28 protein-coding genes are annotated in these 25549 nt (G+C 55.4%); 16 read left to right on the top strand and 12 right to left on the bottom strand.

All coding sequences use genetic code 11. The features are described 5' to 3' along the window. Window positions 1-2: 2 nt before the first annotated feature. From KF947_RS16210 to KF947_RS16190, 5 genes are all read right to left on the bottom strand, one after another. On the bottom strand, window positions 3-293 hold the full coding sequence (locus KF947_RS16210; protein ID WP_227404478.1) for a type II toxin-antitoxin system HigB family toxin: 291 nt from the start codon (window positions 291-293) through the stop codon (window positions 3-5). Between the two features lie 93 nt (window positions 294-386). Further along, window positions 387-2114, bottom strand: a complete 1728-nt coding sequence (locus tag KF947_RS16205) for a mechanosensitive ion channel family protein (RefSeq protein ID WP_227404477.1) — start codon at window positions 2112-2114, stop codon at window positions 387-389. 189 nt (window positions 2115-2303) lie between these two features. Then, window positions 2304-2837, bottom strand: a complete 534-nt coding sequence (locus KF947_RS16200) for a GDYXXLXY domain-containing protein (RefSeq protein ID WP_227404476.1) — start codon at window positions 2835-2837, stop codon at window positions 2304-2306. After that, the gene (locus KF947_RS16195; protein ID WP_227404475.1) at window positions 2834-3904 is read right to left on the bottom strand and encodes a DUF4401 domain-containing protein; all 1071 of its coding nucleotides are present in this window, start codon (window positions 3902-3904) and stop codon (window positions 2834-2836) included. The genes KF947_RS16200 and KF947_RS16195 overlap by 4 nt, the downstream gene beginning before the upstream one ends. Further along, window positions 3901-4872 carry a DUF2157 domain-containing protein gene (locus KF947_RS16190; protein ID WP_133733082.1) on the bottom strand — a complete coding sequence of 324 codons (972 nt, stop codon included), beginning with the start codon at window positions 4870-4872 and terminating at the stop codon, window positions 3901-3903. The genes KF947_RS16195 and KF947_RS16190 overlap by 4 nt, the downstream gene beginning before the upstream one ends. A 217-nt stretch (window positions 4873-5089) precedes the next feature. Between KF947_RS16190 and KF947_RS16185 the strand changes: the two genes are divergently transcribed. From KF947_RS16185 to msrQ, 5 genes are all read left to right on the top strand, one after another. After that, a complete protein-coding gene (locus tag KF947_RS16185) occupies window positions 5090-5380 on the top strand; it encodes a hypothetical protein (RefSeq protein ID WP_133733081.1) in 291 nt (96 codons plus the stop codon). A gap of 46 nt (window positions 5381-5426) precedes the next feature. Next, a complete protein-coding gene (locus KF947_RS16180; protein WP_133733080.1) occupies window positions 5427-6128 on the top strand; it encodes a response regulator transcription factor in 702 nt (233 codons plus the stop codon). Window positions 6129-6131: 3 nt separating this feature from the next. Beyond that, window positions 6132-7628, top strand: a complete 1497-nt coding sequence (locus KF947_RS16175; protein ID WP_227404474.1) for a sensor histidine kinase — start codon at window positions 6132-6134, stop codon at window positions 7626-7628. 104 nt (window positions 7629-7732) lie between these two features. Continuing rightward, the gene (msrP, locus tag KF947_RS16170; RefSeq protein ID WP_133733078.1) at window positions 7733-8749 is read left to right on the top strand and encodes a protein-methionine-sulfoxide reductase catalytic subunit MsrP; all 1017 of its coding nucleotides are present in this window, start codon (window positions 7733-7735) and stop codon (window positions 8747-8749) included. Next, entirely contained in the window at window positions 8749-9369 is a 621-nt protein-coding gene (gene msrQ / locus KF947_RS16165; protein ID WP_133733077.1) for a protein-methionine-sulfoxide reductase heme-binding subunit MsrQ, read from the top strand. Before msrP ends, msrQ begins: the two co-directional genes overlap by 1 nt. A 29-nt stretch (window positions 9370-9398) precedes the next feature. On the opposite strand, the gene KF947_RS16160 is transcribed toward msrQ, so the two are convergent. Continuing rightward, complete coding sequence (locus KF947_RS16160; protein WP_133733093.1) at window positions 9399-9977, bottom strand: NAD(P)H-dependent oxidoreductase; 579 nt, start codon at window positions 9975-9977, stop codon at window positions 9399-9401. Between the two features lie 186 nt (window positions 9978-10163). Here KF947_RS16160 and KF947_RS16155 point away from each other — a divergent pair, with 186 nt between their 5' ends. Then, window positions 10164-11066, top strand: a complete 903-nt coding sequence (locus KF947_RS16155) for a LysR substrate-binding domain-containing protein (RefSeq protein WP_223287859.1) — start codon at window positions 10164-10166, stop codon at window positions 11064-11066. A 13-nt stretch (window positions 11067-11079) separates the two neighbouring features. Here the strand turns inward: KF947_RS16155 and KF947_RS16150 are convergent, their stop codons facing one another. Further along, window positions 11080-11919, bottom strand: coding sequence for a helix-turn-helix transcriptional regulator (locus KF947_RS16150; protein WP_227404473.1), 840 nt, complete (start codon window positions 11917-11919; stop codon window positions 11080-11082). Window positions 11920-12063: 144 nt separating this feature from the next. Between KF947_RS16150 and KF947_RS16145 the strand changes: the two genes are divergently transcribed. The 4 genes from KF947_RS16145 to KF947_RS16130 all read left to right on the top strand — a co-directional run bounded on the left by KF947_RS16145 (window position 12064) and on the right by KF947_RS16130 (window position 16617). Beyond that, window positions 12064-13227, top strand: a complete 1164-nt coding sequence (locus KF947_RS16145; RefSeq protein ID WP_227404472.1) for an MFS transporter — start codon at window positions 12064-12066, stop codon at window positions 13225-13227. 183 nt (window positions 13228-13410) lie between these two features. Then, window positions 13411-13629: a DUF1656 domain-containing protein gene (locus KF947_RS16140; RefSeq protein WP_227404471.1), complete on the top strand. Its 219-nt coding sequence runs from the start codon at window positions 13411-13413 to the stop codon at window positions 13627-13629. Between the two features lie 24 nt (window positions 13630-13653). Further along, window positions 13654-14538, top strand: a complete 885-nt coding sequence (locus tag KF947_RS16135) for an HlyD family secretion protein (RefSeq protein WP_227404470.1) — start codon at window positions 13654-13656, stop codon at window positions 14536-14538. 3 nt (window positions 14539-14541) lie between these two features. Continuing rightward, window positions 14542-16617 (top strand): FUSC family protein, encoded by a 2076-nt coding sequence (locus tag KF947_RS16130; protein ID WP_227404469.1) that lies wholly within the window; start codon window positions 14542-14544, stop codon window positions 16615-16617. Window positions 16618-16661: 44 nt separating this feature from the next. Here KF947_RS16130 and KF947_RS16125 read toward each other — a convergent pair whose 3' ends face one another. Next, the gene (locus KF947_RS16125; protein ID WP_227404468.1) at window positions 16662-17600 is read right to left on the bottom strand and encodes a LysR family transcriptional regulator; all 939 of its coding nucleotides are present in this window, start codon (window positions 17598-17600) and stop codon (window positions 16662-16664) included. A gap of 139 nt (window positions 17601-17739) precedes the next feature. On the opposite strand from KF947_RS16125, the gene KF947_RS16120 reads away from it, so the two are divergent. The 4 genes from KF947_RS16120 (at window position 17740) to KF947_RS16105 (ending at window position 20986) form a co-directional block, all read left to right on the top strand. After that, the gene (locus tag KF947_RS16120; protein WP_022519639.1) at window positions 17740-18132 is read left to right on the top strand and encodes a RidA family protein; all 393 of its coding nucleotides are present in this window, start codon (window positions 17740-17742) and stop codon (window positions 18130-18132) included. 370 nt (window positions 18133-18502) lie between these two features. After that, a complete protein-coding gene (locus KF947_RS16115; RefSeq protein ID WP_227404467.1) occupies window positions 18503-19246 on the top strand; it encodes an SDR family oxidoreductase in 744 nt (247 codons plus the stop codon). A gap of 67 nt (window positions 19247-19313) precedes the next feature. After that, complete coding sequence (locus tag KF947_RS16110) at window positions 19314-19841, top strand: TetR/AcrR family transcriptional regulator (RefSeq protein WP_227404466.1); 528 nt, start codon at window positions 19314-19316, stop codon at window positions 19839-19841. Continuing rightward, window positions 19838-20986: an MFS transporter gene (locus KF947_RS16105; RefSeq protein WP_227404465.1), complete on the top strand. Its 1149-nt coding sequence runs from the start codon at window positions 19838-19840 to the stop codon at window positions 20984-20986. Before KF947_RS16110 ends, KF947_RS16105 begins: the two co-directional genes overlap by 4 nt. A 34-nt stretch (window positions 20987-21020) precedes the next feature. On the opposite strand, the gene KF947_RS16100 is transcribed toward KF947_RS16105, so the two are convergent. Both KF947_RS16100 and KF947_RS16095 read right to left on the bottom strand, forming a co-directional pair. Next, window positions 21021-21266 carry a hypothetical protein gene (locus tag KF947_RS16100; RefSeq protein ID WP_227404464.1) on the bottom strand — a complete coding sequence of 82 codons (246 nt, stop codon included), beginning with the start codon at window positions 21264-21266 and terminating at the stop codon, window positions 21021-21023. Window position 21267: 1 nt separating this feature from the next. Next, window positions 21268-22272 carry an NAD(P)-dependent oxidoreductase gene (locus KF947_RS16095; RefSeq protein WP_227404463.1) on the bottom strand — a complete coding sequence of 335 codons (1005 nt, stop codon included), beginning with the start codon at window positions 22270-22272 and terminating at the stop codon, window positions 21268-21270. An 88-nt stretch (window positions 22273-22360) separates the two neighbouring features. On the opposite strand from KF947_RS16095, the gene KF947_RS16090 reads away from it, so the two are divergent. Continuing rightward, window positions 22361-22954, top strand: coding sequence for a TetR/AcrR family transcriptional regulator (locus tag KF947_RS16090; protein ID WP_227404462.1), 594 nt, complete (start codon window positions 22361-22363; stop codon window positions 22952-22954). Between the two features lie 6 nt (window positions 22955-22960). Here the strand turns inward: KF947_RS16090 and KF947_RS16085 are convergent, their stop codons facing one another. Beyond that, window positions 22961-23854 (bottom strand): LysR family transcriptional regulator, encoded by an 894-nt coding sequence (locus KF947_RS16085; RefSeq protein WP_227404461.1) that lies wholly within the window; start codon window positions 23852-23854, stop codon window positions 22961-22963. Between the two features lie 109 nt (window positions 23855-23963). Between KF947_RS16085 and KF947_RS16080 the strand changes: the two genes are divergently transcribed. Then, on the top strand, window positions 23964-24803 hold the full coding sequence (locus KF947_RS16080; protein WP_227404460.1) for an SDR family oxidoreductase: 840 nt from the start codon (window positions 23964-23966) through the stop codon (window positions 24801-24803). A gap of 71 nt (window positions 24804-24874) precedes the next feature. Here the strand turns inward: KF947_RS16080 and aroQ are convergent, their stop codons facing one another. Continuing rightward, complete coding sequence (aroQ, locus tag KF947_RS16075) at window positions 24875-25495, bottom strand: gamma subclass chorismate mutase AroQ (protein ID WP_227404459.1); 621 nt, start codon at window positions 25493-25495, stop codon at window positions 24875-24877. Between the last annotated feature and the right edge of the window lie 54 nt (window positions 25496-25549).

The following is a 25549-nucleotide window of genomic DNA, read 5'->3' as shown; positions in this document are numbered from 1 at the left end:
GGTCACTCCTTTTTCCACTTACCCTTTTCATACTCTTTGTGATCAAGGATATGGCGGATAAATACTTTTTTACTCTGATAGTGAACAACAGCGATTAACCTCAGCTTGTTGCCACCTATGTCAAAAACGTGAAAGTTTCCCACTTTATCAGTGGCTGGGAATAGCGCTTTCATGGCATTGAAATCTTTTGGGTCATTAGACTTCATCAGCCGATACCATGCTTCTAGGGCAGTGGCAGTATTCGGGTTTGCTTTTATAGCTTCCCAAATACGCTTCTGTGTGATGACGTGCACTAGCTAAACCCTCATTTATATGACCACATTATAGCAAAATGCGATAAATAGCAAATTGCTATACACGAGAAAGCAGCGCTGCTTAGCGGCCACCTACTCTGATGGCTTCACCTCAACACTATCCACTTCCCCCGAGTTCTTCCCTTGCGTCCCACGAGCGATGTCATTGTGACTGATGACCACGATCTCTCTAGGCCACCACTTGGGATAATTATCGCGAATAAAGGCCAACAGTTTTTCTCTTACACTCATTTCGGCTGCCCAGCCTGCCATGGGGTCTGAGGTCATTAAGTAGCAAGTGACGGTTTGTGCCGTGCCCGTTTGTGCGGTCACGTAGCATAGCAACTTGTGGTGCTCGATAACGCTGTCTTCTTCTTTAGCGAACTCGATGAATTTATTCCTTAATACATCAATATCTGCGCTCAAATGAAGGCTCACCTCCAAGAACCGGTACATCTTGGAACTCTTGACCGACAGGTTCTCGAAAGGCTTGGACGTAAAGTAGGTGACTGGCACGATTAAACGCCGCTCGTCCCATGTCCTTAAGCGAATAAAGGTATAAAAAATGCCTTCTACATAACACCACTGGCCTTCAAAAATCACCAGATCCCCTATGCGAATCGGCTTGGCAAACGACAGCTGAAATGAAGAAAGGATATTGCCTAACACCGCTTGCCCCGCGACACCGACCAGCACCGCCAGCACACTGGCAGAAGCCAGAATGGATAAGCCCAGTGATTCAAAGAGCTGAATTTGCCCAAGAATATAAATTGAAACACCGGTTACGGTAATCAAAATAATAAGACGACGCAGCGCATACAGGGAGGTCAACAGCCTACGCTGATCCCTGGGCTTCGTATCATCGATTTCACCGACAATACGTCGCGTCAAACGCAGCATGATGGTATCCACCAAGCGCAATGAAATGGTGCCGACAGCCCAAGCCAAAATACTGATCAATAACACCCGGAAAGTGGTCGTGGCCACGGCCGAAAACGAAACCACGTAATCCAGCAACATTTGGGTGACTAGAGACATCGCAATAAGCGCGGCGGGAGTACCAATTTGGCTGGCAAAAATGCTCGACATCCCTGAAGGCAGCCACTTCGACATCAACCCAATCAGCCGGTGAACTCCCCACCCAAACATAACCACGAAAACCAGAAAGAGTGGAATCGCAATCCATTCCCAAATTCTAAGAATGCCAAACGATGCCTGAAAACGTTTGGGGATATAGTTTTCCAACATTGAAGGGCCGTATTGCTCATAAAGCACCGGGATGTAAGACACGCTGATCGGCATAATGAGCCAGACAGGCTCCTGATCGCCCACCCGGTACCTGCCCAGGCGAATATCGTAAGTTTCTCCATTGGCTTGCATGGATGACACTTCGACATTACGGCGAGTCTCTCCCACGCGAGGATTTTGTCCAGAAGAGTCTTCAATAACGGCGTCCTCTCGACCTGGCAGATCAGAAACACTCAGCCACTCACCGCGTTGGAAAATCTCTGCCAGTTGGCGAGCGAGCTCGCTCCCCCGCTCGCGCTGTTCGCCTTCTGAAAAATCAGCAAGGTTGAGCATGTGAGCGGCAGCCTCATACTCTTCCTGCCCTGTCAGATCCAGAAAACTTCTGATCGACTCCCTTGGTGTTACTCGATTTGCTTCTTCGGGGGCTTCACCCAGCCCCGTATTTAATGCATCGACCGTAAACCATCGCTCACTTTCGCTCTCTCCTCCCTGAGTTTGTGCCGCGCATAGGTTGGAAAAGGTCATTGCCATCACCAACAAACCCCATGCGAGCCACGAGCTGTTTGCTTTCATAAATGCCTTATTCATTGAAGTGGGTGAGTTTGACTACCCACCGACCGGCCCTGTCGAGCCAGTCCAGCGTCATTACTGGACTATCCATGTCAGTGGAGGAACAAAGTACAGCCTACCTTACTGAATGAAGCAAGACAGAATGCAATAGTGAGAAATGGAGTGAGAAGAGCTCGCCATATAAAGTAAATTTTACTTAACGCTTTCTCCTAACTTAGTTAATTCCGCATTGTATAAAGCCACCAGCAAGGGCTCGCCCTTGGTATTCACCCTCAACTGGCCATAACGTGCTGGCTCATAGCGTTCCCCATGGCCCTCCTGAAAGAAGAACGCATCCGTGGTGAAGCGTACTTGACTATTGCGCAAACGGTAGCGAAGGCGCCGTTCGTCGTCGCGTAAAGAGGAGCCATCATCCAACCTCTGGAAGTGGGCGATACGCTTTTCATCCAAACGCACCACTACATAACCGTTACGAGCTTTCAGCGAGTCTTCATAACGCTCACTTTGATGAAGCGCGCTTTGAATTTGATCACTCAGTGCAAAATTTAGCGCCATATAGTCGCCCTGCATCAATGAGCGCGGATCGACAGGCGCCAGCTCCAGGTAAACAATTTCTCCCTCGGATAAATGACGCTCTTTCTGCCAAACGGCCCAGTTCACCGCCATTAGCACAACGACGGTGGTTAACACTATGATCCAGCGATTTCGCTTGGCTTTCAGCATCATTTCCCGTGTCCTCCTACAGAGGTCGACGGACTATTTTCCGCTTCGCTCATCCACTTGTGCAGCGCCCAACGCAGCGCCAGCAGCCCACCCCCCAACACCAACAGCGTGAGTGCCTTGGTAAACAGCGTTGCCTCCAGCCAGTAGTAATAGCTGCCAATGCCCGTCAGCAGAGAAAGCACTCCAAGTCCCATCACTCGACGATGCCCCATAGCAAACCCTAACAGTACGACGAACAAGCCTTGGCCCACACCCGGTGCATAAAATGAGACCAGCAACAGCGCGAAAGGACTAAGATATAAACCCCAATGGGTTTTGGAATGAGGAATTTTATAGAGCAGCACCGCCAGAGAGAGTGCCACTAACACGGCGTTCAACCAGGGTGCTGACCATGCAAAAGCGTTAGTGCTCTGTGCGTCAAACCAGAAGGCAAAGGAGTGGCCGCTATGCGCTAATCCCTGGATCACCAAGAGGCCTATCAACAGCCCGTAGCCCCATGCTTGCACATCATGAATACGACCAGGCCAGCGAAACTCATTCAGCCAGAGCAGCGCCAAAGCCAACAGCATCAATCCACCCGCTACAGGCGCCATAGCATTCACTGCCAAAGCCATATAGAGCGTCAAGCTGGCGGCAAACGCTGAAAACGTACGATGAACCTGGCTCGGCATCACCAACGTCAATGCGCACTGCAAAGCCAGCAGCGACCACCACAAATAAGTGGACGAATTCCAGAACTCGACCAGCGCCCACGCTATTAGCAGCTGCCCGGCTAAGCTAACCGCAAGCGCCAAGTGTTCGAGCACATCACCGCGAGCTTTGCATAACAACCCAAAAGCCGCGCCGATCATCACAAGTCCCAGGCCTAACGACGCCGCGGGGCTCTCCACCACAAACACCACCCCCATGGCGATAAAGCCGAGCAAGAACAGCGCCGCCAACCAGCCGGAAAAGGCCTGCAGCGCACGTACAAACCAAGGCGTTTGCAACTGCGCTGGCGTAGTAGGCTCGTTTAACGGAATGCCTGCTTGGCTCAACCGAACGCTTAAATCATTAACGTTGTTCGTCACTGGGAAATCTCCCGATGTAGCCGCTTTAGCCATACCACGGCCCCGGCGCCCATCGCCAGCACTGCGATGGTGATCAGCAGCAGACTTCCCTCCTGCCAATCACCTTCCCAGAGCAACAGCCTGGCAAGCAGCAGCGTGGTCACCGTTAACGCCGAGACACAGCCACCCGCGATCATAAACAGGTCAGGCCGCCAATAGCGGTAAATGCTATACAGCACCGCCAGCCAGAGTGAGTAAATCACCAGCACAGGTGACCATACGAGGCCTACATCGACGATCGACACTATCATTAACAGCGTTATCGGCATCCCGCTGCCCACCGCGAGCAAGCGTACCGCCCACTGCCGTGGCCAGTCCCGGTAACGGGCACCCCACTCCCAGGTTATTAATGCCAGGGTGTTTAGCCCAAACAGCCCCCAAAGCGCAGCATCGCTACTGGTCAAAACACCAAACGGCCCGCCCCAGGTACGAAAATAGAGCCCGACGGCCAAATTAAGTAACCCCAGCCACAGCACCCAGAGCAGCTCAAAGCGCGCCACCCAGACCCAGGGCAGAGCAAGCAGTGCCCAGGTAAAAAACAGCTGCCAGGGGTCGGCACCGGTTTGGTACACCTGCCCGAACAGCGCCAACAGCACACCCACCAATAAAGTGACCGAGGTTAACGCCACACGCTGAACCATCGGGCTGGCCTTGGGCCAAACAGCGATGCCTACCGCCAGCACCATCGCTGCCTGCACCACGCCAAAGCGCAGCCAACGGCCCATCTCGGCCCAGTTATAAGCGATGAAAAACAGCACCGCGAAGACCAGCGCCAGCCCGCCTAGCCACAGCAGTAGGCGATCAATAAACAGCGCCCAAGCGCGAGGCGAAGGGAGCAGGCCAGAAGCTTGCACTGCGCGCGTCACCTGTTCAGGCGGTATCACACCCTGCTCAATCAGTGATATCAGTTCACGGCGGGTAGATGCCATGGGGGCTCCTTGTTGAAACTAACTTGTTGAATCCAACTTTTTTGACATATAGGAGTTGATACTTTTGCCATCGCACTATCATTCGTCCACCTGTGACACTTTTGTGAGATTTGCGCGATACACTCTTTAACACCGCGTGACCCTACTGTGATGGTGAGCAACGAGGATGGTTTTAAGCCTGCCAACCCGGCAGACTTAAAATCCAGGGGAAATCACCATGAACAAGTTCACTACCTTCGCTGCCATCTGCCTGCTCAGCCTAATGGCAACGGCCAGCCATGCCGATGAGAAAATGTCCGAAGAGGGCATGATGGAAGACGACATGCATGAGTCAATGGAGCATGAGTCCATGGATAATGATGACATGAAGATGGACGATATGTCCGACTCTATGGATGACGCCATGGGCGATTCCATGACCGATTCAATGGACAGTGATATGCAAGATGACAGCATGTCTGAAGGTGATATGGAAATGGAAGAGGATATGGAAAGCGAGGGCATGTAAGCCTCAGCACACAAACTTATCGCGAACATTGAAAAGCCAGGCAGCTATGACACGAAACGTACTGATTATTGAGGACAACCCGGGTATTGGTGAGCTCGTCCGTATACACGTGGCCGAACTCGGCATGAACCCCGTTCTTTGTGAGCGTGGGGATACTGGGCTTGCGCGTTTTCGTGAAGGAGGAATCGACCTGGTGATTCTCGACCTGATGTTGCCCGGTATGGACGGGCTTTCCGTATGCCGCGAAATCCGCTCCGGCCCAGGCTATGTTCCCGTACTCATGCTCACGGCTAAAAGCACTGAGCTGGATCGGGTTCTAGGCCTGGAAATGGGAGCGGACGATTACCTCACCAAACCCTTTAGCGTGGCCGAACTCTCTGCCCGGGTGAAGGCCTTGTTCCGACGCGTGGATGCCATGGCGTCCGCGCCTGCAGTAGAAACCAACAATGAAGCGCTAACCGCCGATGGGCTGCGTATTGACCCCGCTCGTCGGCGTGTATTTATACACGAGCATGTCGTCGAACTCACCGCCCGAGAGTTTGACCTGCTCTGGCACTTTGCCAGCCATCCGGGGCGGGTATTTAGCCGTGTTCAACTACTCGACGCTGTATGGGGCTACAGCCATGAAGGCTACGAGCATACCGTCAACACCCATATCAATCGGCTGCGCGGCAAGATCGAAACGGATCCCGCGCACCCGGCATTTATCCAGACGGTTTGGGGGGTGGGCTATCGCTTCCGCGAATAAACCATGCTGAAAACACTCTACACCCGGCTCGCCCTCGGCCTATTTCTGCTGTTGCTGGCCGTCGGCCTGCTTTACACCTTTATTAGCCTGTATTCGCTGCGTGAATACAGTGCTTCAGTCAACCAGGCACTGCATCAGGATCTGGCCCAGAACCTAGTGTCTGACAGGAACCTAGTCCGTGACGGTGAACTTGACCGTAGCGCCCTGGAAGAACTGTTCGCCCTTTACATGGCCATTAACCCCAGCATCGAGATCTATCTGCTGGATCTCGATGGCACTATCCTCTCCTATTCGGCAGACCCAGCGAAGATCAAACGCAACCAGGTCTCTCTGGGGCCCATACACAAGCTAATGGATGACATGAGCCTTTACCCGCTGCTCGGCGACGACCCCCGCAGCCATGACCGGCAGAAAGTCTTTTCCGTTACCCCGGTGCCCTCCGCAGACAACCCGGAAGGGTATCTTTATGTGGTGCTGCGGGGAGAAGAGTATGACGCGGCGGAGACCATGGCCCGTGGTGGCCGTATTCTGGAGATGAGCGCCTGGGCATTGCTGGTTAGCTTGGCAGTGGCAATGGTCGCGGGGCTGACTATTTTCCACCTACTGACCCGCCGACTGAGGTCATTAACGCGACTGGTAGCAGAATTTGAAAACAGCGATATGAGCCAGAATTCGCCCAGCGCTGGTTTTCACACGACAAGATGGCGCGACAGACGGCCCGTGGTGCGCGACGAGATCGACTACCTAGGGGCTTCCTTCGACGATATGGCTAGCCGGATTGTCACTCAGATTGAACAACTGAAGGAAAAGGACGCCCAGCGTCGCCGCTTGGTTGCCCAGGTATCCCATGATCTGCGCACGCCGCTGGCTTCCATACAGGGCTATATCGAAAGTCTGAAATTAAGACGTGACCGCCTCAGCCCCCAAGAACAGGATCGCTTTCTGGATATCGCCCTCAAAGAGGGCCGCCGCCTAAGTCGCTTGGTGGATGAGCTCTTTGAGCTTGCTGCGCTTGAGGCGCAGGAAAAACAGCCGGTGCCGGAGCCCTTCCCGCTGGCCGAGCTAGTTCACGATGTAGTGCAGAAACACGGCCAGTCCGCACAGGAAAGCCAGCTAACGCTCAGCCTCAGTGGTGATCCGGCATTGCCCACCGCCTACGCCGATCTGGCCATGACCGAACGAGTGTTGGACAACCTGATCAGCAACGCTATTGCCTACAGTCCGCCGGGCAGTCGTATTGACGTTATTGTCGGCCAGGCGGAGGGTAAACCCGAGGTTTACGTGCAGGATAGCGGCCCCGGCATTGCAGAGCAGGATCTGCCGCATATTTTTGATCCCTTCTATCGTGGTGAAGCTACTGACGGCTCTGGCCATGCAGGGCTAGGGCTGGCCATTGCGCGCAGAATCATGACCCTTCAGGGGGGTGATATCCGTGTGGAAAACCGTGCTTCAGGCGGCGCGTCCTTCTGCATACGTTTGCCGATATACACGTCCTTATGAAGCGACGTTTAAAAAACGTAATAACTTTGCGAATTTTCTGTGATAAATCTTGTACAAGATGGTCACAGCTATAACATCTTATCCATCGCGAGTGGAGGCACCCAATGCTCATTAAGATTGCCAAACCCAGTGACTTACACGAATCCGATGTCACACCGGAATCCATCTACCTCTCCCGGCGGCGCTTTATGGGCGGCATGGCAGGCCTAGGCGCAGGGCTCGCCCTATCCGGCCACGTGCACGCCAATGAAGACTACTCCGATGTACCCGAAGGCGATGCACCCGCGTGGCTAAAGGAGAAAATCAGCGAGACCGAGTGGCGCGCCATCACTCCTAGTAACCCTGACAAGGACAAAATCGCCCCCTTTGACGACGCCAGTGGCTACAACAACTTTTTCGAGTTCGGCACCGACAAGGGCGACCCTGCACGCCATGCTGGCAGTCTGGAAACCCAACCCTGGAGCGTGGTGGTCGATGGCGAAGTCAATAACGGCGGGCGCTTTGCCCTGGAGGACTTCGCCAAGCCCTCACAGTTTGAAGAGCGCATTTACCGCTTGCGCTGCGTTGAGGCATGGTCGATGGTGATTCCCTGGCTGGGTATTCCGCTGGCCGATATCATCAAACGCGCCGACCCTACCAGCAAAGCCAAATACGTACGCTTTGAAACCCTGGTGGATCCAGAGCAAATGCGCGGGCAGCGCTCCTCGTTTTCGATCATCGACTGGCCCTATGTGGAAGGCCTACGCCTGGACGAAGCCATGCACCCGCTGACGATACTGGCTATGGGCATGTATGGCCGCGAGCTACCCAACCAAAACGGCGCCCCCCTGCGGCTAGTCGTACCCTGGAAATACGGCTTCAAAAGCATCAAGTCGATTGTGCGGATATCGCTGGTGGAAGAGCAGCCGGTTAACTCCTGGCAGGCAATTGCTGCCAACGAGTACGGCTTCTACGCCAACGTGAATCCCAACGTCGACCACCCCCGCTGGAGCCAAGCCACCGAGCGGCGCCTGCCCAACAGCCTGTTCAACCCCAACACCATCGACACTCTAATGTTTAATGGTTACGCCGATGAAGTCGCCGAGCTCTATGCGGGTATGGATTTGAAGGAAAATTACTAATGGCCAGCCCACGTATATGGTTAGCATGGCGCGTGGGCGTGTTTCTGGCCGCGCTAGCACCGCTGCTGTTCTGGAGTTGGCAGGTAGCCAATAACGCCGCCGGCCCCGAACCGGGGCGTTACCTGCTACTGAATATCGGCATCGGCGGACTGTGGTTGCTGCTGCTCACGCTCAGCCTTACCCCACTGACCAAGCTCACCCGCTGGAAAGGCTTTGCGCTGATCCGACGCCAACTGGGCCTATGGACGCTCGCCTACGCCACCCTGCATATGCTCAGCTACGCGCTGTTTATTCTCGGGCTTAACTGGGCGCTGCTTGGCAGCGAGATCGTCAAACGACCCTACATCATCGTCGGCATGATCGCGCTGATCGGCCTTGCCGTGCTGGGCGCCACATCCAACCGCTGGGCAATGAAGCGCCTGGGCAAACGCTGGAAGCCGCTGCACAAATTCTCCTACGCCATTTTGGGTCTGGTACTGCTGCACTTCTTCTGGGTAGTGCGCGCGGATATGCAGGAGTGGGCCATGTATGCCGCTATTTCGGCGCTCATCATGTCCACTCGCCTGCCCCCAATTGCCCGTACACTGCCTAAACTTCGCCATCGATTGAGTCGTACTTAGGGCTTGTAAGAAAAATCAACCGACGGAACCTAACCAAGTACGCAGTGAAGATGCTTACGATAAGCCGCTTTATCGTGATCGACATCCGGCATCTTCATTACATCGTTGGCGATAAAGGTCGGCAACGCTTCTAAGCCAATAAATTCCTGAGACTTATGGAAAGAGAAGTAGACACCATCCACACCGCGCCCTTCGAAGAAGTTGTCAGGCTCATTGAACGCTTCCAAAGGCGCGTTCCATGTCAGCGATAGCATATAGCGACGGCCCTGCAGCAGGCCACCACTGCCGTACTGCTTGGTCGGGTCTTGGCGGCTGCGGCCATCGCTGGCGTAGAGCGAACCGTGGCCTTCTGTAAACACCTCATCGATGTAGCGCTTCACAATCCAGGGTGCGCCCATCCACCAACCAGGCATTTGATACACAATGGTGTCCGCCCATAGGTAGTTCTGCACCTCGGTATCAAGATCATAACCCTGATCAATCACCGTTTCGCGCAATTCATAGCCCATTTCCTGCAACGTACTCACCGCCACACCGTGCAACGTATTGTTGAGTTCACCGCCAGAGTGGGCAAATGCCTTGCCGCCGTTAATCAGCAGAATTTTCATCAATAAAACCTCTAAAGACAGCCTAATATCCATGCTTATATTCTTTGGCATGGCGTTTAATGAGCGGTATTGTGAGTTCAAGGCATGCGAAAGAATAGCGACGCTTCAGCAAGACACTTTTGATTTAAAATCAACAGTTCTGATATTTACTATTAAGGCAGCCAGTAAGTTTATGAAAAGCACTCTATGAAAAGCACCCTTGAAGAACAGCAAGCATTTGTGACGGTGGTCGATAGCGGCTCAATCACCGGTGCCGCCGAACGGCTTGGCATTACCGTTTCTGGGGTTAGCCGTGCGCTCAACCGCCTGGAGCAAAAACTCGGCGCTACCCTGCTGCGCCGAACTACTCGTCGCTTGGAGCTGACCGAGGAGGGAGAGACGTTTCTTGGTCACTGCCGCCGTATTTTAGCCGCCGTGAATGAAGCCGAAGAGGCAATGCTGAATCGCCATAATCAGCCTCAAGGCAGGCTACGGATCAACGCCGCACCCAGCTTTATGCAATTCGTGATTGTGCCGGTGATTGGCGAGTTCCGCGCCCGCTACCCGGGTATTACGCTGGAACTCGACACCCACGACCGCTTTGTCGACCTGTTGGAACAGCGGGTTGATTTGGCCATCCGCATTGGCAAGCTTGAAGATTCGTCGCTGCACGCCCGCCTCCTTGGCTACAGCCCGCTGCGCCTTCTGGCCAGCCCCGCCTACCTTGAACGCCACGGCGCACCGCAAAGCATCGACGACCTTCAACAGCACAGCCTGCTAGGCTTCAGTCAGCTCGATCATCTCAACCGTTGGCCACTGTGCCGCGCCGATGGCCAACCCTTACATATCACCCCAACCCTGGCGGCCTCCAGCGGAAGTACGCTAATAGAGCTGGCCATTGCCGGAGAAGGCATCGTTTGCCTGGCCGACTTTATGACCATCACTCCCCGTCACAACGGCACACTGGTGGATGTACTACCCGGCTGTACAGAAATACAGACCCAAGCTGTGAACGCCGTGTATTACCGCCAAACCACGCTTTCACAGCGCACCCGACTGTTTATGGAGTTTCTAGCAGAACAGTTGCCGGGTAGGTATTTGCAAGGGTGACCTCCAAGATCAATCAGCTCACTACCCACTCATTAAAGACCTGCCTCTCGGAGTCGCTCCCTTTATGGGCATAATAGACCAGCCGTAGGTGGCGCTCTTCATCGAAGGTGAGAGTGGTGTGCTCAAACGCCACCTCACCCAGCCCCTCAAGATAAAGATGACGCACACCTTGGCAAGGCGCGTTGACCTCTTGGGTTTTCCACAACTGCTTAAACTCAGGCGATACCTTGGATAACTCTTCAACCAGCTCATCAATGGCGGGATCTTGCGCCGCTCGGGCAAAGTCGCGCCGAAAGCTGGATAGCATTTGGCTGACTTGCGCTTCCCAGGGTGACAAGCGCTGACGCATGGCAGGGTCGGTAAATAACAGCCACAGCATATTGCGGCGCTCTGGTGCATGGTAAGAGAAGCTGAACAGCTTATTGGCTGCGCTATTCCACGCCAGCACATCCCAGCGCAAGTTCAGGATATACGCAGGTCGCGTAGGCAGGTCGTCCATCAATGTTTGAACCAGCGGTGGCACGCTGCACCAGGTTTTACCTAGCTCAGAGGGTAAGCGCTGATGAGTGAGCAAGAATAGATGTCGGCGCTCAGCAGCATCCAGCTTGAGCGCTTTAGATAGATTGTCCAGAAACGTGGCCGATACGCTGATATCGCGGCCCTGCTCCAACCAGGTATACCAAGTAAGCCCCACACCTGCTAACGCAGCGACTTCTTCACGCCTTAACCCCGGCGTACGCCTTCGGCGGCCACGAGGAAGCCCCACCTCTTCTGGGGCGATTTTCTCTCGGTGCATGCGTAGAAACGCAGCCAAGTCTTCCCGCTTTCGAGTCAGCGTCCGGGGAGCAGTCATCCTGTTACCTTTAAATAACTCATCACTTTTAGTAATAGCATAAACGGTTAAATTGTACCCCCTTAAAAGCCTCTCCAGAATAGCCCTTCGCTGGCAAAACAGCGCTGGCGGATTCTTTTCTACTGCTTATGTCTGGAGAGCGTTATGGCTAACCAATCTCGTTTATCGGTATATCTCGTGGCACTGGGTGCGTTTGCACTTGGGATGGCCTCTTATGTCACTGCGGGGCTAATTCCACTCATAGAAGGCGCCTTTAGTGTCTCTGCGGCCACGGCTGCTCAGTTAGTCACGGCATTCACCTTAGCCTATGGCTTAGGTTCGCCTGTCGTCGTTGCGCTACTACCTGGCACGTACCAACGCCTGAGTTTACTACTAGCGTTAGCCGTTTTTATTGTGGCTAATATCGCCAGCGCCCTAGCTACCAGTTTTATATCACTCGCGCTATGGCGGGCGGTCGCTGGCGTTGGCGCAGGGGTTTACCTTGCCATGGGCATTGCCGCCTCAGCCGCTATAACGGCTGAGGCTCACCGTGGTAAAGCGATTGCCATCATTATGGGTGGTATGGCGAGCGGCACGGTACTGGGGGTTCCTATCAGCCTGTTACTGGCAGAGCGTTTAGGCTGGGAATCAGCGATGTGGCTTATTTCAGCACTCGGTTTAATCGCCTACGCGGGGCTACAGGTAAAACTACCTGCGCTTCCATCCGCACCAACGCTTTCACTTGTTCGCAAGCTCGCTATTTTGCGAAGCCCTTATGCCATGGCCATTCTGGCGGTTTCCTTATTGGCGGCCATTGCCAGCCTGGGCATGTACACCTTTATCGCCCCCTTTATGGCAGCCGCCGATTCAGGCACAGTGCGCTCCATTACCGGCTATTTATGGGTATGGGGGATTGGTGGCGTACTGGGTAGCTTTTTGGTTGGCCCCTTGGTGGACAAATTTATCGGGCCCGTTATTACCTTGGCAATTATGCTGCTGCTTTCTATAGCGCTCATCTCGCTGCCCTTTGCAGCGTCAATTCATCCTCTGCTGACGTTACTGCCGATTGCGCTTTGGGGCGCCGTGGGCTGGGCGCTGCAAGTGCCACAAAACAACGAGTTGGTTCGCACCCGCCAAGCCCATGGCGACGGCAATTTGGCAGTCGCGCTCAATGAATCGGCTCTCTATCTGGGCAGCGCGATAGGCGCGGCGAGCGGGGGTATTGTGCTTGCTCTCCACTTGCCGGCTTCGACATTAGCGGTAGGCGCCGGTGCTATCGCCGCCATTGGAGCGGCAACACAGTTCATCATCATGGTACGCACTCGCTAGCTCTGTTTGCAGCACGCCAAGGGGCACTCTTTACGCCGCTTGGCGATTATAGGACAAGTGGTACTTTCACTCTCTATACTGATGGCTGGCTTATTTGCAGGTGGCAATTAAACATCTGACTCGTTGTCAGATAGCCAAACCCACCTTCCCATTGTCGTTACTTCCAGGCCACTTAAGGATGTTATGGGTGTTCAAGAAATTGCTGTCGGTGGCATCTACTTAAGCCCTCTGTTGATCTACGCGCTGATCGGCTTTGTGGCTACGCTGACCGTTCGTTCACTACTGCACTGGGTGGTCGGCGAGTACGCGCTCTGGTACGAGGCGTGGTTCGACATTTCATTGTTTGTCATCCTCACCGCTGCCACCACGTTCATTTTTACTGTTTTGCTTCAAAGCCCTTAAGACAGCCCCTTGAGAGAATCGCCGATGCGCCCTTCGCTCCGTATTTTGCTCACCCTTGTTATTGTCGCCATTGCCGTTGCCGCCGGCGCATGGTTATGGCGCTACTACCTCTATACCCCCTGGACGCGCGACGCTCGGGTTCATGCGGAAGTGGTGACGGTTGCCCCCGATGTATCTGGCTGGGTACGCACGCTTGAAGTGGCGGATACTGATTATGTCGCCCAAGGCGACACGTTGTTTGAGATCGATAACACGCGTTACCAAGCAGCGGTGGACAGCGCCCAGGCCACGGTTGACCATCGTCAGGCAACCCTGGAGCTAAACCGCGCCGAGGAGGGTCGACGTAACCAGTTGAGTAACAATCGTGCGATTAGCGTAGAAAACCAGCAGATTGCCCAGATCAACTCGCGCATTGCCGCCGCTGATTTACAGCAGGCTCAGGCGGAGCTGGCCAGCGCCCAGCTTGATTTAGCCCGCACTCAAATAACCGCGCCGGTCAGCGGCCATATCCTCAATGTCCATCTTACCGCTGGCACTTACGCTAATCGGGGCACGCCGGTGATGGCGCTGATCGCGGATAACTCCTTCTATGTCGTGGGTTACTTCGAAGAGACCAAAATGACGTCGATCAACGTGGGCGATCCGGTGGATGTGATTCTGATGAACGGCGACACCCATCTGGAGGGCCGAGTGGCGGGTATTGGCCGAGGCATTGCCGATAGCAACACAACCCTTAACCAGCAGTTGCTACCGCAAGTGGAGCCCACCTTTAGCTGGGTGCGCCTGGCTCAGCGTATTCCGGTGCGCATTTCACTGGAAGACGTCCCTGATGACACCCTACTGAGCGTCGGCATGACAGCAACCGTGCGTGTCCGCCCTGCCGAAAACGCTGCCGATCAGCCTGAGTAACCCATGTCGCCGTTTGTTAGCACCTATCTGACGCCTAACGCCACGGCGGTCAAGTTTGCCATCAAGACCGCTCTGGCAATGATGCTCGCTCTCTATATCGCGTTGATGTTCGACTTGGAGCGCCCCTACTGGGCGCTGATGTCGGCGGCGTTTCTGCAGATCCGCCCCATGAGTGGCATGGTGGTAGAGAAAGGCATCTGCCAGCTTGTCGGCACCTTTATTGGTGCCGTTGCGGGCATCGCGATCATGGCCCTATTCGCTCAGGCCCGCGTACCTGCGCTTATCGTGCTGACCGCTTGGATTATGCTGTGCACCTACGTGGGCTCGCTGTGGCGTAATAACTACACTTACGGCTGCCTGATGGCCTCCGTAACGGCCATGCTGATCGTGGTCATCTCCAGCGGCAGTTCGCCCGCCGGAATATTCGATATCGCCGTGGCGCGCCTTACCGAGCTGGGGCTAGGCGCTATCTGTGCCATGCTGGTTAGCTCACTGCTCTGGCCATCCCATGTGGGCACGCACCTGGCTACTCAGGCCGACAGCGTGATCAACGAAGCCTTCGAGCATGCCGCCCTGCGTTTAGAAGCCAGCGACGATATTCCAGCGATGCAGAAAGCCCTGCGCAGCAGCCTCGTGCCGTTAACCCTGCTGGAAACCGACAGCCAGGCCGCCCGCTTTGAAGGCCCGGTAGGCCCCGGCCGAGTGCGCGCAACCCACGTGCTAACCCGCCGCACGCTGCGCTTTTTCGCCAACCTGCAAGCGCTGCACCAACTGATGCACGACCACGCTGACCGGCTAGCTCCGCAAAGTATCGAACTCGCGGGCAAGATCGCAAAAGGCTTTCGCGATGCCGAACACGTCAAAGGGGTCGTTGAGGCCAGAAAAGCCCTCCAGTCGCTACGCCACCGGGTTCATGAAAGCGAAGAAGAGAACAGCTTAGCACCCCTCGATCGGCGTCTGCGGTTGGGGCTACGTGAATCGATCGGCCACGCCATGATCATGCTTGATGCCCGGGAAGCGATTGCCTCCCCGGAGAGCCATAAACTGCGCTCATCACCGCTGGCCTGGCACCGCGATCACCTCGCCGCCGGTATTAACGCCATTCGCTCAGGGCTAGTATTTTCGCTACTGGCGACTTTCTGGATCGTCACCGCCTGGCAGAGCGCCATGATCGCGATGATGCTGGGCACACTGTTTTCCGCCTTTTTCGCCAGCCGCGACAATCCCATCGCCATTACCATGATGTTTTATAAGGGTATGCTGGCGGCGATTCCCAGTGCTTTTCTGTTCGGCCATGTGCTGCTCTCCCAGGCCAATGGCTTCCCGATGCTGGCCATGCTGTTTGGCACGCCGCTGTTTTTAGGCCTGCTGGGCGCCACTAACCCGGCGACCATGGGTTACTGCCTGGCATTTACCATTTTCAATATTCTGCTCACCATGCCCGGAAACGGCATGGACTTCTCGTTCGATAGTTTTGCCAACCGGGTGGTGGCCGTAGTAATCGGGCTAAGCTGTGTGGTCATGGGCTTTCGCCTGCTGCCGGGGCTGGGTACTCGACTTCGGCGGCGGCGTTTAATCAAGGCGATTTCCACCGATATCCATGAGCTAAGCCAGCGCTCGATTCGCGACGCCGAAACCCGCTTCAGCGGCCACATGGCGGATCGACTGCTGCAACTGGCGCAGCATGACGACATGCTGCCTGAAGACCAGCGCCACCTATTTATTCTAGGCCTGACCGGGCTGGATGTTGGCACCGCTACCCTACGCCTGCGTGATCGGCTTGATGATGCACCTCACCCGCGCATCCGCAAGGCGCATCGCCACCTACTAGGCACGCTAGCTAGCGGGTTTGAAGAGAGCGCCAACGGGCGGCCGCCCCAAGGGATTCGTGAAGCAGGTAAACAGCTGGACGAAGCGATTATGGCCTATGGCGATGTCCCCGCCGACCGCCGGGTACTGCTGGAAGGCTTGATTGAGCGGCTCGAACTAGCCCTAGAGCGCCTTGCACGCATTATGGCGGAGCGGCCACAGATTAAGTCTATGCCTAAAGCCACGAGCGCTCCCGTGCTAAAAAAATAAGTGTCCTCTCATGGAATTACCAGAGTAAAGCGCGAGTGAACTAGTTACTTGTATCGCGGTTGCTCCCGTCGATCCACCATGGGCGCATGCTGAGCCATCAACTCTACGATCCAATCGATAAACACGCGCAGCTTGGCGCTTACGTGCCGATTCGGTGGGAAAGCGACGTACATCGGCATTGGGTCGAGATGCCAGCCATCAAATAGGCGAACCAGCTCCCCGCGAGATACGTGCTCACTGGCCATGTAGTCAGGAAGCCAAACTACGCCGAGCCCCGCTATGCCTGCTGCAAGACCAGCATTTCCGTCATCAACCGAAATCACATAGCGCCCTTGTACAGTGACCCGCTCTCCGCTGCGGTACATGGCGTAGGGAGAATTCACCCCGGCACGGGCCCATCGGAGCCCTACAATGTAGTGAGGCGGAGCTGAGAGTTCTTGCGGGTGCGAAGGCAAACCAGCACTTTCCAGATAGCTCGGCGCTGCGTAAATACCGATCTTCAGGTCGCCTACGCGGCGCGCCACTAACGATAAATCCGTGAGTTCTCCGCCACGCACCACACAATCCACGCTTTCACCTATCAGATCCACCATGCGATCACTCGCCCCCATATCGATTTGAATATCGGGATATTGAGCGTGGAAAGCAGGCAACGCTGGTATCAAGATCATCCGCGCGAACGGGCTGGGCACGTCCACCCTTAGTCGGCCGCGAGGCAACACCGAGGCGTTGGACAGGCTCGTTTCAGCATCATCCATATCGGCTAATAGCTTTATAACGCGCTCGTAATAGGCAGCACCGTCAGCCGTGACGTTAACCTTACGCGTGGTGCGGTTGAGCAGCTTTACCCGCAGCCTTGCCTCTAATTGTTGCACCAGTTGCGTCACACTGGTTTTGCTCATGTGCAGTGTTTCAGCTGCTTTGGTAAAGCTGCCCGTCTCTACCACCCGAGCAAATGCCTGCATGGCGTTAAAGCGATCCATGGCTATACCAGTCCTTGTGATTGTTTGAAAACTACAAACAATGTTGAACAGAATTCGCCGTTTATCCACCAAAAATGGAGGGCTAAAGTGACTTCATCGTAAACAACGGGTCGGTTTTGACCTACTGATGGAGATTCACATGGCTAAGCGTGACGCTGTTTTCCCCTCGGGCCGCCAGGCACTTTATGACCAGAATACCTATTCCGCCGCCGTTCGCTCGGGCGATTTTCTGTTTGTCTCGGGCCAAGTCGGCAGTCGTGAAGACGGCTCCCCCGAGCCAGATTTTGCTGCTCAGGTGCAGCTTGCTTTCGACAACCTACAAAGAGTACTGGAAGCAGCGGGCGCAAGCTTTGACGATATCGTCGATGTGACGAGCTTTCATACTGACCCGGAGGCCCAATTCCCTATCTGGCTGGAAGCCAAGGCGCGTGCGTTTCCAGAAAAACCCTACCCAAACTGGACGGCGGTCGGCGTGACATGGCTGGCGGGTTTCGATTTTGAAATCAAGGTCATTGCCAGACTACCCGAGTAATCAAGTGCCATGTGGCACAAGCGCCTATTCGCAGGGACATCGCTGCATGGTTACTGGCTGCCTCGATAGTTTTCTGACAGCGCAGCCTGTTTAGCTGCGCTTGGCATACGTCCGGGTGGCCTATTTGAGTGGATTCGTCTGATTTTCTCCCGCCTTTCAACTCAACGTTAGCAAGATGCTGAAGGTATTCACCCGCCCCTGCAGGATCAGGCAAGTTTTGCGCAAGGGTTGGCAAGCCCTGCCGCCGTGGAATTGTTAAAAAGTAAAGGTAAGCGCAGCCGTTCAGGGGCCTCACCAACGAAGCGGTTCGAGCAGCGCGACTATCGATATTGATGGCATTGAATCCTAATGATAGGCGGAGTGTATAACAGTGAAAACATCAGGAAACACCATTCTCATCACCGGCGGTGGCTCCGGCATTGGCCGTGAGCTTGCTCTACGCTTTAACGCGCTGGGCAACACCGTCATCGTCGCTGGACGGCGCATGGAAACGCTGGAGGAAACCATTGCCGGTCAGCAGAACATGCACGCGATGGTCGTCGATGTAGAGGATCCGCGAGCAATTGTGGCCTTTGCTGAGCGTGTTATCGCCGAGCACCCCCGCCTTAACATTCTGATCAACAATGCGGGTATCATGCGCCGCGAGGACTTGACCAGTACCCATGACCTCATTGATGCCGAACAGACGGTCGTCACCAATCTGCTAGGGCCTATCCGGCTGACCAACGCACTGACCGACCACTTGGTAAGCCAGCCAGACGCGACGATCGTGAACGTATCCTCCGGGTTGGCGTTTGTGCCGTTAAGCGGCACGCCTACCTACAACGCCACCAAGGCGGCCATTCACTCCTATACGATTTCGCTCCGCGAACAGCTCAAGGGCAAGGTCGAGCTCATTGAGCTGGCGCCCCCCGCCGTGCAGACGGAACTGACACCCGGCCAGTCGACTCGCGAAGGCTATATGCCGCTTGATGACTTTATCGACGAAGTCATGACGCTGTTCCACGAAAAACCCACGCCCAAGGAAATACTGGTGGAAAACGTCAACTTCCTGCGCTGGGCTGAGCGCGACGGCCACTTCGATGAAGCAGTGGAGATGCTCAACAAGATGTGAGTTCTTTGTATTTCATCACGGGTAGGTAGTAATTGACTATGTAAAGTGATCGTTTTACACTGCTCGCATGGATACTAAAACAAAGCTTATTTCAGCAGCAGAGCAGCTTTTCGACCGGCACGGCTTTACCGCCACCGGGATGGACAAGCTAACCAAGGCGGCTGGCATGTCTAGCCGAACGCTCTACAAGCATGCGGGTAGTAAAACGGCGTTGATAACAGAGGTGCTCAAAGAGCGCCATCGACGGTTCCAGCCACACATCGAAGTGGGCAGCGTTGATGCACTCTTCGACGCGTTGGAAGAATGGATAAGGAGCGAGAGCGCAAGAGGATGCCTTTTTCTGCGTGCCTACGGCGAAACCGGCGGAGACATACCGGCAATCACTGAGGCCGTGCTGGCTCACAAGGCAAGGCTTTATGACAAGATCCAGGACATTGTCGCGATAGAAACCGATGGCCAGGCGATGCCGGAACTCGCCGAGCAGATCCTTATCCTGTACGAAGGCGCCACCGCGGCCGCGATTTACCGTGGCCCGGAGGCGGTAGTCTCGGCACACAAAGCCGCATCAGCACTGCTCCAGCAGGCACGATCATGAGCCCCAGCGTGTACCTTGGTGCGGCGGGGTTCGGCCTAATCGCAGTGTGCTATGGCTTTGCACGCTTCGCCTTCGGGCTCTTTCTGCCCCAGATCGACACTGACCTTGCTCTCACGCCCACCTTGAGTGGCTTCATATCGGGCGGGGCTTTTCTGGGCTACTGTGTCGCCATCATCCTATCGGCCTTCCTGACCGAACGGATCGGCGCCCGCGCCGTCGCCATTGGCGCGGCACTGGTCGCGGCAGTCGGCATGGCAGGCATCGCCATGGCACCCTCCCCCCTATTGCTCGCCAGCGCGGTCATGCTGGCAGGCTCAAGTACGGGGCTAGCATCGCCGCCCATGGCGGCAGCGGTGGCCACTGCCGTGCGACGTGATCGGCAAAGTGCCACCAACACGATCATTAATGCCGGAACGAGTGCCGGTGTGGTGCTGTCAGGGCCGGTCGCGTTACTGATGGGAGGTCAATGGCGGCTGGCTTTCGCTTGTTTTGCCGTGGCCGCTTTTGTGATGGCGGTAGTTGCCGCGCTCAGCGTACCAGGCGGCACCAAGGCGACCCAGCTCTCGGGCGGCTTGCCCCCCTTTAACAGCGTTATTATGCGCTTGATCGCCGCTGCTTTTCTGATGGGCGCGTCCAGCACCGCTATTTGGTCTTTTGGCGGCAAACTCGTCGCGCTGCAGCTTGGCTGGGGCAATACCGGCGCCGGGCTGCTTTGGATCGCTATCGGCACCGCCGGAATTATGGGCGCCGGCGCAGGCACGTTAGTGACGCGCTTCGGGATCGACCGGGTGCATTGGCTCTTTCTGGGCGTATTGGCAGCAGGCATTATTTTGGTTGGTACCAGCGCCACCACTCCCCTACTGGCAATTGTCGGCGGCATGCTGTTCGGCGCGGCTTACATCATGGTGACAGGTGTCTATCTGGTATGGGGCGTCACGGCATTGCCCGACCGGCCCGCCACAGGCCTGATGATCGGCTTCCTGACCATCGCGATCGGCCAGACGGCTGGCGCCCCACTCTTTGGCTTTTTGATGGATCGGCTGACCCCCGACTATGCCGTGCTGGGCTTTGCATGCCTTGCCTTGACCGCGGGGCTGGCAAGGGCCGGCAGCGCCATACCCAAGCTCGCCCCAAAAGCCATCTAGTCAGCACAAGAGGTCAGTCACCTAACTAGTGGTCTTATTGGCAATACATCGATAATAACGAGGCAGCGTTACCGCTCCTGACACTACACGCTGAAGCGGCCATAACGACATAGGAGCGGCACCAGGCTGCGCCGTGGCAGTCGGCATCAGCTACACCGCCATAAAGATGATGGGCAACCGTCATATCGAAGACAGCTATCAAGTTGCCCTGGCGACACTGGAAAATGACCGAGAACTCGTTGTCGTTGCCGACTACCCGACAAACCCTCCGGGTCACCATGCTAGCCCTCCAGCGTCATGACGCTTCCACCGGCTTGCTTCAAGCGGTCAAAATAGGAAGAAGCTTCTAGCAGCTGGTAGGGAAAGTAGAGGCCAGGTGGAGTCGCCGGGTTACCATCCAATCCGGTGAGCCTCTCAAGAACCAGGGCCACACCGAGCCCTGTCAGAGGCATCTGCCCTTGCGGATGAACGATGGCATGGCGAGTACGCAGCACTTGACCGTCATGATCCTCACCCTCAAGTTCGATAATAATCTCGGTCGATATCGGCTCGCCGCGACGGCGACTGGAGCTCTCTCCAATCGCGAGGTTGAATTGCACATTGGGTGTATCGAGTACAGTCGCCAAGCCGACAACATCATTCGGCGATAGCGCAGACGCTTCCATTTCTGTGCCATCCACAGCACGGAAACGGGCCATGGCATCAGCATCTCTGCGCCAGTAAAAGACGCCGTCACGACGGGCAAGCGCGACGGGCATCGCTTTCGTTTGCCGCTCCAGATCAACTTCTGCGGCCGGACCAAAATCATCTCGCTCATCAAGCAGTGCGCCAATAACGACGTTATGGACACGGCGGAACCTCTTGGCAAATTCGAGCGTAGGCACGGAGGTCGCCCCCACCAGCCACTCGGTACCGAGAACCACAGGAGCAGCGTTTGGGTTGTGCATATAGGCGGCGACTTCGGGGCCTAACTCAAAGATACCCGGTGAAATGCTAATATGCGGCGCACAGCGTGACTGGGCGAAACGAAGTGTGGCAACCCGGTCATCCATAAAAAGCGTAGCAACAGCACTGATGTTGTGATCCCCCAGCCCAAGATCAGAAGTGGAAAAATCAACTTCCAAGCCCTGCGCATTGCCTAATTCGGCCGCCCACTCCTGGGCCTTGGCAAGGTTGCGTCCGCCAATCAGTAACGGTACATCAGGGTAAGCAGAGCGCAGAAAGTGCGACGTCCACCGACCGACAATGCCATAACCGCCTATAAGCAAAATAGAATCCTGCAGCATGATTACACTCCCCAGCATTAACCTACCATTAGTAGGTTATACCTACTAATGGTAGGCTTCAACAAAAATCAATACAGAGAACCTCGTTATGCAAGGCAAATCAGGCGAAACAAAAACACGTAGACTTTCCAAGGCAGAGCGTCGGCACCAGTTGCTCGACACGGCGATCACGATTGTTCGTGAAGAAGGCGCTGATAGCTTGACGTTGGGGCATTTGGCCAAGCGAGCCGGCATCTCCAAGCCTGTCGCTTACGAGCATTTCGGTACACGGTCAACGCTTTTGATTGAACTCTACAGATCAATCGACGCAGAGCAGGCAAACGCGCTCCGCGCCGCGTTGACTACCGGTGAGAGAAGCTTTGCAGAAACAGCTGACGTGCTGGCAAGCACCTACATCCATTGCTATGCCGACACCAGCGGTGAATGGCACGCAGTGGGAGCCGCATTGGCAGGTAGTGAGGAAAAGGAAGCCGTGTACCAGGAACTGCTCGACGGGTATGTTCAGCTATTCGCCGCTGTACTCAAGCCACACAGTGCTTTACCGCTAGAAACGTTAAAACAACGCTGCATTGGACTGATCGGCGCAGGCGAGGCCCTTTCGTCAGCCATGGTTCGCGGCAAATGCAGCGAAGCTGAAGCGGCCCAGACGTTCGCTGCGCTTATTCAAGGTGGATTGCACTAATAGAGACTAAGCTCGCAACTCTCGCAGCAGGTCGATAAAAGCCCGCAGGCTGGGCGGCACATGCCGATTGTTGGGGTAGTATAGAAACAGCCCAGGGATGCGGGGACACCACTCTTCTAGCACGGTGACCAGCCTCCCATCGTCCAAATAGGCGTGTGCATATGACTCTGGCACGTAGGCGATGCCTAAACCATCGGCGGCCGCTTCCACCATCAGTTGGCTACTGTCCAAGGTCAACGCACCTGGCACATCAACCGCCATGTCCTGACCGTGCCGCTGAAACTCCCAGCGGTAGAGTTTACCGCTCGGCAGTCTTTGCCGTATGCATTGGTGAGAGGCCAGATCATCCGGCGTCTTTGGTGCCGTTCGGCCGTGCAGGTAGTCAGGAGAGGCAACGGCAAGAAAACGCAGTTCATTACCCACAGGGATGGCAATCATATCCTGGGGAACCGCCTCTCTAAGCCTTACACCGGCATCAAACCCCTGCTCAACAATATCAACCAGTCGCCCCTCTGCCACGAGATCAAGCTCTACGTCATCATGAAGGGCGAGAAAACGCGGTACCACGTTTTGCAGTAACAGTCGTACGGCTCCCTCGCTCCCATTGATACGCAGCCGCCCAGTGATCTTGCCTTCGGCGCTGGAGGCATCCTCCAGGATCGCGTCCAAGTCACTCAATAGCGGGCTCAGCCGCAAGAGCAACTGCTCGCCGCTCTCGGTCAGTGAGACGCTACGTGTGGTTCGGTGCAGCAGCCGGGTACCCAGCCGTTGTTCCAGCGTACGCACGGTGTGGCTGAGGGAAGAGCGGCTGACTCCCATCAGGTCGGCTGCTCGACGAAAGCTACGGTGTTCTGCCACGGCCTGAAACGCCTTCAGGTCGGTCAACGTTGGCTTGCTCATTGGTGAATTACTTTCACCTCCTCGTGCCAATTGATGAGTATTCTCTTACTAGTGTTACTGCCCTAGCCTTTGTCTTGCAACACTTGATGAATGACTTAGGAGAGATCTCATGGCTAAAACTTGGCTTATCACAGGCACATCCACCGGCCTCGGCCGACTACTTACTGAACGGCTACTGGAACGCGGCGATCGCGTTATAGCAACGCTACGCCGCAAGGGTTCTCTGGACGACTTGCTCGCCTTGCATGGCGATCGCTTGCAGATACTTACCTTCGACGTGACGGATACACCAACGATGAGAGATGCCGTTTCGCAAGCGTTCACGACGTTCGGGCGAGTCGATGTGGTCGTCAGCAATGCAGGGTATGGTCTCTTTGGCGCTGCCGAAGAGGCCAGTGATGAACAGATTGAGCGGCAAATCGCGACTAACCTCACAGGCTCCATCCAGTTCCTTCGCGCCGTACTACCACATTTACGCGAACAAGGGGGCGGCCGCATCGTTCAGGTATCGTCGGAGGGCGGCCAGATCGCCTATCCAAGCTTCAGCCTTTATCACGCCACAAAGTGGGGCATCGAGGGGTTCGTCGAATCCGTAGCGAAGGAAGTCTCGCCTTTTGGTATTGATTTCATTATCGCCGAGCCGGGGCCCACTGCGACCCACTTTGCTGAAGGACTGGATCGCACACCCACGACGCCGATCTATGAAGACACCCCAGCAGGCGATCTACGTAGGGCCCTGGCGTCAGGTGACCTAGCCATTAAAGGCGATGCAGGCAACACCGTTGATGCCATCATCAACATAACGGACATGCCGAACCCACCACTGCGTATTACGTTAGGCAGCACGGCCTATGACTCCATTAGCAATGCGCTTAAAGAGCGCCTTGAGTCGCTCGAAGCGTATAAGGAGGTAGCTCTATCCGCGGACAGGGATGAAACACGTCGATAGGCGTTTCTCCGTAGGATCCAACCAAGCCGAATCAAAAGTAGATACACGCCCCTTTCTTGCCAACGCTGAGCCTATTGCACGCCTGCAGTGTCGGTGGCTTCGTAAAGTGGGCGTAATGCCTCTTCCCGGGCGACACCTCCTACACCGTCATCCACCAAGGTTTCGGCATTATTTTCAAGATATTGTTTAACTCCTTCGCTTTCAGCAACACGCTCGAAGTCGCGAAGTGAAGCCATCAGTTGTGGTGTCAATTGGTCAAGTTGGGGGCGAATATCTTCGGCAAGGTCTGGTGGGGATTCAAAAGGAGGCTGCTCTGTTTGCCTCCATTGTTCATGGAGCCGGTGCTGGATAACCTTGCTTGCCTCAAACTGATGTTTGAAAAACGTCTGGGCAAAGGCCTCATTGATACCCGCCCGCGTGGCTTCAGCCACGACCCTCTCTAGAATTTGCGCTTCTCGTGCGGGAGCATCAATAGGAGCACCAGAGTTCCATTTAGCCTTTGCAACATCGGGTGCAATAGCAAGCCGCTCATCAACCAACCGAAGCAGCTGATCCACCGTCTGTCTGACGTCATTGGAAGGCTCGGCGGCACGGGCCTGATATCCAACACCGAGCGCCAGCGCCACCAGGAGAATGGCGCACAACATGACACGCAGGGAAGCAAGAGAGATCGTTCTTGAAGTGTCCATCATGACCGTCCATAGCTAGTTAGAGTGAATTCAATTTTTCTGTTTGCGACGCGCCAA

Origin of the sequence: Halomonas sp. FeN2 (genome assembly GCF_020595105.1) — a bacterium.
Lineage (GTDB): Bacteria > Pseudomonadota > Gammaproteobacteria > Pseudomonadales > Halomonadaceae > Vreelandella > Vreelandella neptunia.
This window is presented reverse-complemented; position numbering and strand designations above follow the sequence as displayed.